Below are 12,897 nucleotides of genomic sequence, written 5' to 3' on the forward strand. Positions count from 1 at the left end.
GTTTCCGGCCTACTCTGCTTCAACCATCCGTGTATGGGGCGGCTCGGCGGCGACTTTTTCCAACAGGCCCCTGGCCTTGGCTTCGAGCTGCTCCGCTTCATCGGGCCGCTGCTTCCGCTTGAGCAGCACGGCATAGTTCTTCAGTGCGTCCGCGTAGGACGCCTTGTACTGGCCCTTCCCGTTTTCGTAGATCCGGATCGCCTGGCGGTACAGGTCATCGGCTTCCGCCAGCCGCCCTTCGTTTTGACACAACTTGGCGATCTGCGTGAGCGTTGTCGCCACCTGCGGATGTTTGGGCCCCAGATTGGCTTCCCGAATCCCAAGCGCCTGCCGGTGCAACAGCTCGGCCTTGCCGTTCCGCCCCTGCGTTTCATAGAGCTTCGCCAACTGCGTGAGGTTCGAGGCAACCGCAAGGTCTTCTGCGCCCTTGTTGCGCTCGACGATCGCCAAGGCCCGCTCGAACACGGATTCCGCGCTTTCAAACTGCCCCTCCCCGACATAGGCGCGGGCCAGCAGGCTCAAGGTCGTCGCCACCAGTAGGTGGTCCGGGCCGAACGCCTTCTCCCTGATCGCCAAGGCCCGTTGCAGAATCGGTTTCGCCACGTTTGATTGGCCCTGGAGCAGATGGGCCTCTCCGATCACCGTCAGCAAACTCCCGACCCGAGGATGGTCTTTCCCGAGGCTCTGCTCGAGCCCCGGCAACGCCTGCTGGTACAGCCCCAGCGCCTCTTCCGTTCGTCCTTGCGCCCGATAGACGTCCCCCAATTGGCTCAGCGCGTTGGCGGTCTCCGGATGTTGCGGACCCAGCACTTTGCGGCGGATGGCATGGGCCCGCCGGAGCAACGGTTCGGCCTTGGCGTATTTCTGCTGGGCCTGATAGACCTCCGCCAGATGGGTGAGGCTTGCCACGGTTTCAAGATGATCCGGCCCCAGGGCCTGTTCCCGGATCGTCGCGGCCCGCTGGCAGAGAGTTTCCGCCTCCTGATACTGGCCCTGCATAAAATGCCACTCGCAGAATTTATCCAGCGTCGCCGCAGTGAAGTAGCCGTCGTGGGGCTCCAACTTCTCGGCGTACTGCTGCGCCTTGAGCAACGAGTCGTGGGCCTTCTCGTATTGATGCGCGTTCAGCGCGAGGGTCCCCTCCTCCATCGCGTTCCGCCACCGCTGATCCAGGGCACAGCCGCCGAGGAGGATGCCGACCAGTCCGCCGATGAGAATTCGGATCCGCCAAACCGTTTGCTTATTCATTTCGCACCACCTTCGTCAGACGGATGGAATCGAATTGTTCAGACTTAGCGCAGATCTCTGCCGGAAGGCAACAGTTTTTTCGAGACGCCGGGAACGGCGGCCTGCTTCGCCTTCTGCTGAGCGGTTCGGATGCGTGTTCGACGACGGGCTAGGCGGCGCGAGGATAGGGCTGTTGGTGCAGGTCGGCGAGCAGTTGCTCGTATATCTGCTCCTGCCGGCGGACCATTTCATGGCAGTCAAACTGGATGGGAAGATGAGTCCCCCTGAGCCCCATTTGCTTGGCATGAACCGGGTGACTCAGGAGCCAGAGGACCCGCTCTGCAAGCCTCGACACATCTCCAGGCTCGACCAGAAAGCCGTTCACGCCGTCGTGAACGGCGTCCGGTGCCCCGTCCACCTTGGTCCCGACCACGGGGACCCCGCTGGTCAAGGCCTCTAAATAGACCCGGGGCAATCCTTCCCACCGCGAGGTCAACACGAACACATCGAGGCAACGGAGGAGGTCCAGCACGTCACGACGCCATCCCGTGAGCAGCACCCTGTCGGTCAACCCGGTCCGATGAATCTCATCCGTGACGGCCTGGCGAAGCTCGCCGTCGCCGACGAGCAGGAACCGGACGTCGGGTCGCTGTCGGTGGATCGCCACCGCCATGCGAATAAAATCCACCGGCGCCTTTTGCGGCTTGAAGGGCGCCACCATGCCGACAAGCGGGCACGGGGATTCAAGGCCAAGTTCCCGTCGTTTGCGCGCGACATCGACACGTCGTCTCCGGATCGCTTCCAGATCCACGCCGGGGGGCAACCACATCGCCTGATCGTCGGTGAAGAGTCCCAGATCGACGCCTTGCCGAAGATTCACGGAAGAGGCGGTCAAGATCTTGGTCGTGATGCGGCCGGTCCGCCGCTCGGCCCAGATGAGCAGCCGGCGCATCCAGGGCGGTTGAGCGGGCGTAAACCCATAGCCGTGCACGTAGTGGAGAATGATCGGCACGCCGGCCAACCGCGCCGCCCATCTTCCCAACAGGCCGGCTTTCGAACTGTGTGTTTGGACGATGGCGGGACGGAGCCGGCTCAGAAGCCGCGTCAACTGATATAGCGCGATCACATCGGACCAGGGACGGATGGGGCGAACCAGCGACGGAATCCGGTACCGCCCCAGATCGGCAATGGTTTGCGCCTCCTCGTCCAAGAGTCCCGGTTCGCCCGTGATCAGAATCGGCGCAAACTTGGCCCGGTTGAGTTGCGCGACCGTGAAGAGCGCGACCTGTTGCGCGCCTCCGAGTTCGAGCTTGGTGATGATATGGGCGACTCGGACGGGGTGAGGCACCGTATACTCTCGTCAGGCGGCGCGTGACCACCGTTCCATAAGGCGCGCGGCAATCTGCCGGCCTTGACTGATGGCGTCTTCCATGGACGTATGCTCCCAGCGCCCGTACCGACCGATCGAGTGGATGCCGCGCCGTTCCAGCTCCCGCAGAATCTCGGGCAGCGCGCGGGCTCGATGCCGATCGAACAGGACATAGGCGTAATGAATGTCCTTCACGTCTTGCACAATACAGGTATCCGTCGCACGCAGGATTCCCGCCCGTTCCAGCCCGAGCCGGACTTGCCCCAGCAATTCGGCTTCGGGTATCCGAACGGCTGGTTGATGCGAGATCTCGACATACAAGGAGCTGCAGCCAGGCAGGCCGAGTTCCGGCGAAAAGTTCATAGGGAAGCCGGCTCGATAGAAGGGATACTCGGGTTCGGGAAAATAGATCCAATGTTTGTCCGTGATGCCGGCGCGGTCGATGCCCAAGTTCACGCTGTAGACCGAGACCCATCGGAGCGCGGCCGCCGCGTCCTTGACGGCCGGCGGAAGATCGATGCAGCGCTTGACCAGCTCGGTCACGGGCATGGTGGAGACGAGGCTTTCGTATGACTCTTCCCGGCAGCCTTGCCTGTTGCGGAAGAGGGCCCGGCGTCGCCCGGTGTGAATCTCGACCAATTCCTCGCCCAACGCAAGATTCTCGACAAAGGGCAGAAACGCGTCGGGAAGCGCCTTGATCCCTCCCTGCACGGGATAGAGGAACGACGGGTTATAGCCGAAGGCCTTGTCTTTGATCCCAAGCGCGCCGTTGACGATATCCTTGATATCCGGTTTCGGCACGAGCCAGGATACCCAATCGGCCGTCAATTCATCCAGTCGGACCTGCCAGAGCTTCTCGTTGAACGGCACCATGAAGTGCTTCGCAATCCCCTCGCCGAGATTGTCGAGAATCCACTGTTGCAGGGACCGCTCGCCGGCGGCATCCTGTTTTGCGGTCAGCGTCGCAATGAACCCCAACAGGCAATCTCGCACGACCTCGGGGGGCAGGCCGTGAGTGTTCACCTGGAACGGATATTCGGTATAGGTCCGGTGTGAATAGATGAAGGAACGCCGCCCGTGCTTGGTCAAACGTCCCGCAAGCAGCGCCTCCACCAGGGCCTTGATGTCCGGCTGCCTGAAGTGAAGCAGGTGGCCGGTCATGTCGAAGGTGAACCCGTCCTTTGTATAGGAGCGGCAAAGCCCGCCGACTTCCGTCTCCTTTTCGTGCAAGCGATAGGGCAGGCCCTTCAAATGATAGGCCGTGCTCAACCCGGCTAATCCTGCGCCGACAATGTGGATCATGCGGATCCCGCCTTCCGTGTGACCGTCACCGCGGGGGCCGGATCCGACGCAACGGCCTGCGGCGCTCTGGTATCGACCTTAAGCAAGCCATAGGCGGCGGCCAGTGCGGCCGCTCCCGAGAAGATGCAAATGGCAAACGCCGCCTGGCGATCGGCATAGATCAACAGGATGCCGAGTCCGCCGAAGACAGCCGACGCGGCATAGCTCAGGGTCACGACTTGCGTCACGCTGAGCCCCCACCGGCGAAGGCGGAGCGGCATGTGGTCGGGACTTCCCAGAAACATTGGCAACCCGCGTCGGTATCGAACATACATGACGAACATGGTGTCGAAAATTGGAACCCCCAGAATGAAGACCGGAGACAGGAGCGCCAAGTCTTGCCGAGCGGCGTATTGCCCAATCATGGAGAGGGCCCCCAGCATGAGGCCGATGAACATGGCTCCCGTGTCGCCCATGTAGATCGTGGCGGGATGCCAGTTGTAGCGAAGAAACCCGAGCAGGCTGCCGACCAGCGCCGCCAACATGACGGCGGTGCCCTGGTCGCCGTTCAACAGCGACACGATCATGAGACAGGACGCGCTGACAACGCCGACCCCCGCCGCCAAACCATCCATGATGTCGAGGAGATTAAAGGCATTGATAAGCCCGACCATCCACCACACGGTCAGGACCAGATCAAGCCAATCCGGCAGGGCGGCAATGCTGATCCGAATGCCGCTTTTGATGAGAATAAAGACCGTGAGCACCTGGCCGATCAGCTTGGTCATGGGCGAGAGGACTCCGAAATCATCAATGAGTCCCAGCATGACGACGATGGTCCCCCCGAGAATAACCCCCAGCACGTCATGCCGGAACTCGAACGTGAAGGCCAGGCTCATGAGAAACGCTAAGTAGATCGCCAGGCCGCCCAAATAGGGGACCGGCTCCCGCTGATGCTTCAATTTGCCGTCCGGTTTGTCGACGATGTTGTAGAGCAACGCCGCCCGCCGCGCCAGCGGCACGCCATAGAGGGACAGCAGGCATGCGAAGAGAAAAGTCAGAATGAGAACAAACATGGCACCTTGTGTGTGACCCCAAGCTCACGCTGCAGGCAACACATCACTTTCCTGCATGGCTCCTTGGCCGGACATGGCGAAGAGCGTTTCGTAAAGTTCTTCGTGTCGTTTCACGGCCACCTCGATCGAAAATCGTTTCCGCACCCGCCTCAAGCCAGCGGCCCCATACGCGTTCGCGCGCTCGGGATGATTCAAGACACTGGACATGGCTTCGGCCAACCCCGCTATATCACCTGGAGGGACAAGCAGTCCCGTCTCGCCCTGGACGACAATTTCGGGGATTCCCCCCACAGCGGTAGCCACAACAGGACGGCTGGCGGCCATCGCTTCGATGATGGCAATGCCGAAGCCCTCATACTGAGATGGCAACACGAAGAGATCGATGAGGGGAAGGACTTTCTCTACATCCCGCCGCATTCCCGCAAACACCACCTGCTTTGAAATACCGAGGGCCAGGGCAAGCCCTTCCAGGCTGGCGCGCGACCGCCCATCTCCGATCATCAATAGTCGGCATCCGTCCATCTCCGGCTCTTTGAGCAAGAGAGCGAAGGCGTGGAGCAAACTCGTGAGGCCTTTCACCGGTTCGTCGAGACGACAGACGGTTCCGATAACCGGCATGCCATCCGATAATCCAACATCGGCTCGCGTGAGGGACGTTCGTCCTCCAAAACGCACGACATCAATGCCGTTGTAAATCGCCACGTATTTCTCGGGTGCCCCACCGACTCGCGACAACATGGACTGCCGAACCGCAAGCGAACAGCAGGTCATGGTATGGACCCAGCGGGCGGTCAGGCGATCAAGAAGCACACAGGGCCAACTCATCCAGATTTCCACCCCCCTGTATGACCCGATCACCACGGGAATCTTTAAGAATCGCCCCACGATCCGGCCTAGGATATTTGCAAGGTACAGGAAGGTATGGATGATGTCAGGTTGCTCATTGCGGAGTATCTGCCACAACTTGAAGGACACCCGAACGTCCCATTTGCCCCTACCACCTAACGCGAGGACCCTGATTCCGCGGTCACGACATTCATTTCCAATCGTGCCCATTCCCTTCAAGGCACAGACGATGACTTCAAAGCGCCGGCGATCAAGACGCGAGGCGATGTCGAGGATCTGTTTCTCAGTGCCGCCAACCTCAAGTCCCACCGCCACCATCATCACCTTCAGTCGTCGGGAAGGATTGATGCGTTCACTCCACACGATCACAGTCTCCACTTACTCCACGGTGTCCACCCGGGAGCACCCCGCACCCCGATATCAGGAGAAGAAGCGTTGGTGCCACAATTCCAGACAGACCCACCGCCAGACGCTCGACCCGATCTCTATCTCTCCCCGACAATAGCGCTCATATGCCTTCCGCAACTGCTTCGGATCCCAATATCCCCGCTGCTCAAACGATGGCGAACTAAATAGGATCTCGAGTTCCGGGCGCCATGTCTCTCGGAGCCATCGGTCCTGCGGGGTGGAGAACCCCATCTTGTCAACTCTGCCGGCCACCTCGGGAGGGAGTACCCCTGCAAGCGCATCTCGAAGGATTGCCTTGCTCCGACCCCGGCTCAATTTTAGTTCAGGCGGCGCTCCCAGCAAAAACTCCACCACATTTGAGTCCAGGAACGGCAGCCTGGCTTCGACAGAAAATGCCATGGAGCTTCGGTCTTCGTGATGCAACAATGCGGGCAAGCTATGCGTTCGAAGGTATGAGGCAATGTGATTGTCCAGCGCGGTCCCGCACTCGCGGCTATATGACAATCCCGCATGATCGCGACTTCTATGCGCGGCGCAGAAATCCGGATCCAGCCAAAGCGCGTGACGCTTGAGGCCAAACCGTACATCCGATACTAAGTGAGCCGGGAGCACAGCGCGTGCCAAATTGCTGACGACCGTGGGATGCAGCCGCCCTTGTTGCCGGATATATGCGCTTCCTTCGCTGCAAGCCTTCCGCCAGAAGCCCGATCGAATCAGATCGCCCACATAGGACCCCCAATATCCAGGGTACCCGCAGAGGAGTTCATCGCCGCCTTGGCCATCGAGAAGTACCTTGACGCCTTGTTGGGACGCCGCCCGCATGATCTCCCATTGGGCCAAATAGCTTGTCCCAGCAAAGGGCTCTTCCTGAGCCCGAAGAATCGCCGGCATTTCTGCAAGCAACCGGCGTTCATCCGGCATGATTTCCACACACTTCGTACGAGCCTTGGAGGCAACCGCCCGGATATATGGACGTTCATCGCAGCCCCGATCCTTGAAATAGGCCGAAAAGGTTTGTATCTCGCTGGAAGGAAGACACTGCCGCAGCGTGCAAACGATCGACGACGAGTCCAGTCCGCCACTCAAGCAACTTCCTACGGGGACATCGCTTCTCAGATGAATGCGGACGGCATCCCGAAAGAGGTCGGTGAACGCCGCTGTCGGTGTGCATTCCCCTGACCACCGTTGAGAAGGTCGGGGGCGAACATTCCACCATTCTTCAACATGCACCTTGTCCCTTTCGGCCAGCAGGAAATGTCCCGGGCTGAGCTGCCTGATACCTTCAAAAAAGGTCTCGTCTGTGTGATCCTGAAGATTGAGCACAAGAAAATCATAAATGATATGGACATTAGGTGATGACTTGAGCAAAGGATCTTCGAGTAGCGCCTTGATTTCGGATGCAAAGATCAAGCGATTGCTGCCCACCCGATAATAAAACGGTTTCATGCCCAGGCGATCCCTGGCACAGAACAGTCGATTGCGGCCCCCATCCCAGACGGCAAAGGCGAACATTCCATTGAGACGCTCCAGACAGGGGATTCCCCATTCCTCGTACGCCTGCAACACCACTTCCGTATCGGTCACGGAGCGGAACCGCCTCCCAAGCGCCATCAGCTCGCGACGGATTTCGAGATAGTTGTAGACCTCTCCGTTGTAAGTAATCCATATCAGGCCGTCCTCGCTCGCCATCGGTTGCCGGCCCAATGGGGAAAGATCGAGCACCGCAAGGCGGCGATGACCGAGGCCGACGCCATATTCCGGAGGAATCTCCCGTACGGAGTTCGACAAACTATTGACCACGGCAACCGGCTTGCTCTTCCCATCACTAGCCAGCAGCACATACCCTTCCTCGTCCGGACCGCGATGCGCCAGTGAACGAGTCATGGCCTCCAGGAGTTTCACATCCAGAGGCGTTCTATCGAACCGGAACATGCCAGCAATACCGCACATGGCCGTGTCTCGCTGATCTCCGTTATGCCGCCTTTTCGAGGAGCTGATCGTACCATTGCTCCATCCGCAGCATTTCACAATCTTGATTTCCGATCGCTTCGACTAGATCACGGTTTCGTCGCGCCGCCTCCTGTCTCAGCTTCACATTAGCGAGCGCTTTCAGCAGGGCTTTGGAGATCGCTTCCGGGAACGAATCCGTCAATAGACCATTTCGCTCTTGTTCGATAATTTCCTCATACTGAGGAAGTCTGTTCAGCACAGGGAACGTACCGCACGCCATCGCTTCCAACAGCGTATTCGGCATGCCATCTGATCGGGGAACCATAATCACGATCTGGGCCAGATTGAGCCACAGGGGCATGGCGTTATAGGAAATAGGGCCGACGAATCGTACACATGGACTCAGATCAAGGGCTTCGACCAATGCGCGCAATCGTCGATCATAGCCCTGGTCGGCGAACTGTCCGGTCATCACGAGCACAGCGCTCGGAGCTTTGCGACGCACCTCTTGGAACGCCTCAATGATTAACTCGTGCCGGTAAAAGGGTTGTGCAAGCCGAGGACTGAAGACCACTTGTTGATCGGCGCTGATGTTCCAGTCCCGACGCAACGCCGCCGTATCCAGCCCCGGGCGGAACATGGCCAGATCGACACCCCATCCGATACGCGCGATCGGCGTGACGGCCGACACCAATCCTTTAACTTGCTTTTCCAGGTATTGTGAGTGAGCCGTCACAAGATCCGCCTCTTCAAGAACTCGCCTGGTCAGGACACGGCCCGCCCAATCTCGAAATGCCCCCTGTTCGTCCAATACATCGCTTCCCCAAGGCGTGGCGACATAGGGATGGTATCGACTTAGCAGGACGCCCCATGCCAACCCCCTGAGATAATGGACATGGACAATATCCGGAGCAAACCGTCTGATATTCACAGCCAACCGGGCAGCGGAAATCAATCGTCCCACCTTGTGCGACATCGCCCGTGTTGATAAATCAATCTGGTAAAAGTTCTGAACGTCACATGGATCGGCTGGTTCTACCGTGAGGAGTATTGCCTCATGTCCACGTCTTGAAAACCATTGAACCCAGCGTCTGGTCGTGATGTTCTGCGCCGGCCCTACAAAACACAGACGTAGTCGCCTCATAGCCCTTTCCAAGCCGACCGCGGCTACCCCGCAGCCCTTCACAATCGAGCGCCTGATGCCGTGACACCAATGCCGGTTGGCTTTCAGTCTCGATTCCCTCCAAATACATTCTTCAATCGATAGGCAAAGGCCCTGCTCATCAGTGTTCGACAGGATAGCTCCATCGATGTTCCAGACAGATGAGCCCTCCGTCGCGTCTCGTGCTCAATACCTCGAATTTGCACACGCGTTCCCGCAGATCATATGGGACGGACCAATCATTGTCCGATGTGGCTCCTACCGTCAACCAATATGGACCAGGGACCATTGGGAGGTTTGGATAGAACAACTCAATCGTCCCGAATTCCCTGGTCAAATCCAATATCATCCCGTGAATGAACGTGTTCGTCCCATGCACAAAGACTCCATCATGAGACATGATGTTTATCCCAAATCCCGGATCGTAGCAGGGCTTATGGACACGGTATTTGATCCGGACCAACAGCACTTCGTCTCCCCTAAACGCCATCCGCGGTGCCCCTGTTCCATCGCAGGTCGCAACCTCAACAATCTCCACTTCACCCGTTCCTCGACGACGTTCCTCTGGTGCATGATCTCGATTTTTGTCGGCCCTCAGATGGTGATCACGGTCTCGCTGAACGGCTTGCAAATACGCCTCGATCACTTTTTCTGATTCCCCCTCGCCGTGAAGTCGTCCCTGCTTTATCCAGAGCACTCGCGAACACACTTCTTTGACCCTGACCAAGTCGTGTGACACAAAAATGATCGTGGAGACAGCTTGGAGCTCCTTGAACTTCCGCAAACATTGCCGTTGAAATGCCGTGTCTCCAACCGCCAGAATCTCATCTGTCAGAATGACATCGGCCTTTACATGTACCGCAATGGCAAACCCCAATCTCGCATACATACCAGACGAATAGTACTTGACTGGCACATCTAAAAAACTGCCCAATCCCGAGAAGGTAACGATCTGTCCCAGACAGCCGTCGATCTCTCGCCTGGTCAATCCCAAGACCGCCCCGTTGAGATAGATGTTCTCATACCCGGTAAGATCTGGGTTGAAGCCCGCCCCTAATTCGATGAGGCTGCTGATGCGTCCCTTGATATTCACTCGTCCATGAGTCGGCACCGTGATTCCGGCTATGAGCTTAAGAATCGTGCTTTTCCCCGCTCCGTTGTCTCCAATGATTCCCAGGGTTTCTCCCCGTCTGACCTCAAAGCTCACATCCTTCACCGCCCAGAATCCCGCTTCCCTTGATGGCTCGCGCTCGATACTCTGCCCGCACAGACGAGTCAGGGATTCCCGGAATGTTCGCGCTTGTCTCACGTAACACTTCGAGACTTGGTCGAACTGAATCATATGCTCACCCAAACCCATGTTTACATGATGTCCGCGAAACGGACTTCCATGGACTTGAAATATGCATATCCACTCACAAAGACCGCCAGCGCGATGAACGTGGCCGAAGCCATGATTCCTAATGGAGGAACGGTTCCTCCCAGCATCGCACCCCGGTACGATTCGATGATAGCTGCCATGGGATTCAACAGATAAAGGGTCCGATAGCCGTCGGGAATCAGGTCCGAGGGATAAATGACTGGGCTCAGAAACATCCATACCTGCAATACGAGCGGAAGGAGGCTTCCCACGTCCCGTTTCAGCACGTAAAGCGCCGCTCCCCAGAGGACCATACCCGCTGTGAACAGCACATGAACGACGAGAACCCCGGGAACAATGAACCAGGCAGGCCTTGCTGGGACACCGTACCAAATGAGAAGGAGAATGAAACATGCCCAGCCAATCAGAAAATCGAATCCACTCGCAACCAACCTCGCAAGGGGAATCACTTCTCGCGGGAAGTTCGCCTTTGTAATGAGGTTCATCTGCCCGACGACGCTAATCGTCCCCGCCGAAAGCGAGGTGGAAAAAAATAGCCAGGTGACAAGACCGACAAACGAGAACAACGGATATGGAACATTCTTGACTGGCACGTTCACCACAACGGAAAAGACGATTGCATAGACGGCCATTAGAGACACCGGCTGAAGCAACGCCCACGTCATTCCGAGAGCGGTTTGGCGATGCTTGGCTTTCAATTCGCTGAGAGCCAGGTTCCAGAGCAAGCCTCGATACTGAACCAGCCTGGTCACATGTTGGATCATGGGTGAATTGTCTGTCAGGGGAGGAAGACTGAAAGGCCTCCGATCTGCACGCAACAACATCCCATCGGAGTATGTGGCTCACGCAGACGACCTGCCCGTTGAACACTTCTTCACAGGGAGCGAATCATGTGTTTAAATCGCTCCACCGCATCAGACAGACGATGATATTCCGTTGCGTAGGCATAGGCTCGGCGACCGTATTCATCTCGAAGACTTCGCGACGAGAGGAGCTGCTGCAGCATGCGGAGTAATTCTTCGAATGACCCAGCCGCACACATTCCGATGCCATGCCTCACCAACACGCCGTCTGGATCGACTGACCATGAAAGGATTGGAGCACCCGCCATTGCGGCCTGCACAAAGGTGTTGGGAAACCCTTCATACTCAGAGGTGCAGACCAACACCTTTGCCTCTTCGAAGAAACGGTCCATCGCATGCCAGGCCACATTCTCACATACGCGCAGATTGGGCAGCGCGGCAGCCTGTTTACGGATTTCCAGCCACAGATCCGGATACCCATCATCTTTCATGATGACCATAGTACATGGCTCATCGGAAAAGTGGCGCACGACATCCAAGAACTGGTGCGGTCGCTTTACCGGAGTAACCCTGCCTACCCACAAGAGCGTATGCCGTTCTGACGGTGCTTGATCCCTGCTCTGCGCCTTGACCTCGGCATGAGCCGATCTGATGACAACTCCCACTTTATGAAAGCGCGTATGAAGCCATTCTTGCTGCTCTTCAGAGCGACACACCACCGTATGCGCAAAGCGGACTCCGAGCGGATAGAGCCAGCGGAGCGGAGACCTGACTTTACCGTAGGGCTCGCACAGATCAGCCGATGAAGCCACAACAAAGACAAACCGCCGATGGAGCAACCGGCAAATAAGGGCATAGGCTCCCACCTCGACTCCTGCTCCTGCGTGTATATACACATCGGCATCGATCGACCGGAGTAGGGCGAACATTTCGAGGAACGCCGAGACGTAGCCCCTGATTACCTTCGGAGCGGGCCAGCAACCATTGTTGTCAAGTCGGCCTCCCGCCCGCCGCTTTATCAATGTGACCAGCCCTACTTGTTCAGTCCCTGCTCCATCGTTCACGGTGGTCAGCACCGACACCCGGTAATCAGCTTCCGAAGACAAGGCCCTCGCGAGTAGGAATAGTTGAAATTCAGCTCCGCCCGAGTATCCCACATCCGATTTGTACAGACCCGCGCCAAGTGGAGAAAGCACACAGACATGGAGCGTCCCTGCCAGCGTGCTCCCAGCCGCACCATTTTCGCCGCTCGGCCCATACGCCCCCAATGGAATAGATGCACGTTTTGCCGGTTCGGATGCTGCAATCAGGTGTGATGATCGCATTGCACTCTTGCCACTGGGTTCCCGGTATAGTTCCCTCAGGATCCACCGACCTTGGTTGCGGTAGCGCAT

Annotated in this window: 10 protein-coding genes; all 10 read right to left on the reverse strand. The window is 57.9% G+C overall.

Going from position 1 to position 12,897, the window contains the following annotated elements; all coding sequences use genetic code 11:
* Nucleotides 1–9: 9 nt before the first annotated feature.
* The 10 genes from QWI75_RS17420 to QWI75_RS17465 all read right to left on the reverse strand — a co-directional run bounded on the left by QWI75_RS17420 (nucleotide 10) and on the right by QWI75_RS17465 (nucleotide 12,897).
* Nucleotides 10–1,248: a tetratricopeptide repeat protein gene (locus QWI75_RS17420; protein ID WP_289270151.1), complete on the reverse strand. Its 1,239-nt coding sequence runs from the start codon at nucleotides 1,246–1,248 to the stop codon at nucleotides 10–12.
* Between the two features lie 148 nt (nucleotides 1,249–1,396).
* Nucleotides 1,397–2,575 (reverse strand): glycosyltransferase family 4 protein, encoded by a 1,179-nt coding sequence (locus QWI75_RS17425; protein ID WP_289270153.1) that lies wholly within the window; start codon nucleotides 2,573–2,575, stop codon nucleotides 1,397–1,399.
* Nucleotides 2,576–2,587: 12 nt separating this feature from the next.
* Entirely contained in the window at nucleotides 2,588–3,898 is a 1,311-nt protein-coding gene (locus QWI75_RS17430; protein ID WP_289270155.1) for a protoporphyrinogen/coproporphyrinogen oxidase, read from the reverse strand.
* Nucleotides 3,895–4,953: an MraY family glycosyltransferase gene (locus tag QWI75_RS17435; RefSeq protein WP_289270158.1), complete on the reverse strand. Its 1,059-nt coding sequence runs from the start codon at nucleotides 4,951–4,953 to the stop codon at nucleotides 3,895–3,897. Before QWI75_RS17435 ends, QWI75_RS17430 begins: the two co-directional genes overlap by 4 nt.
* Nucleotides 4,954–4,977: 24 nt before the next feature.
* Nucleotides 4,978–6,162, reverse strand: a complete 1,185-nt coding sequence (locus QWI75_RS17440; protein WP_289270160.1) for a glycosyltransferase — start codon at nucleotides 6,160–6,162, stop codon at nucleotides 4,978–4,980.
* Nucleotides 6,163–6,219: 57 nt separating this feature from the next.
* Nucleotides 6,220–8,157, reverse strand: coding sequence for an asparagine synthase (glutamine-hydrolyzing) (asnB, locus tag QWI75_RS17445; RefSeq protein WP_289270162.1), 1,938 nt, complete (start codon nucleotides 8,155–8,157; stop codon nucleotides 6,220–6,222).
* A gap of 22 nt (nucleotides 8,158–8,179) precedes the next feature.
* Nucleotides 8,180–9,301, reverse strand: a complete 1,122-nt coding sequence (locus QWI75_RS17450; protein ID WP_289270164.1) for a glycosyltransferase — start codon at nucleotides 9,299–9,301, stop codon at nucleotides 8,180–8,182.
* A 139-nt stretch (nucleotides 9,302–9,440) separates the two neighbouring features.
* A complete protein-coding gene (locus QWI75_RS17455) occupies nucleotides 9,441–10,661 on the reverse strand; it encodes an ABC transporter ATP-binding protein (protein WP_289270166.1) in 1,221 nt (406 codons plus the stop codon).
* A gap of 20 nt (nucleotides 10,662–10,681) precedes the next feature.
* Nucleotides 10,682–11,464, reverse strand: coding sequence for an ABC transporter permease (locus QWI75_RS17460; RefSeq protein WP_289270167.1), 783 nt, complete (start codon nucleotides 11,462–11,464; stop codon nucleotides 10,682–10,684).
* A gap of 110 nt (nucleotides 11,465–11,574) precedes the next feature.
* The gene (locus QWI75_RS17465; RefSeq protein WP_289270169.1) at nucleotides 11,575–12,897 is read right to left on the reverse strand and encodes a glycosyltransferase family 4 protein; all 1,323 of its coding nucleotides are present in this window, start codon (nucleotides 12,895–12,897) and stop codon (nucleotides 11,575–11,577) included.

This window comes from Nitrospira tepida (assembly GCF_947241125.1).
Lineage (GTDB): Bacteria > Nitrospirota > Nitrospiria > Nitrospirales > Nitrospiraceae > Nitrospira_G > Nitrospira_G tepida.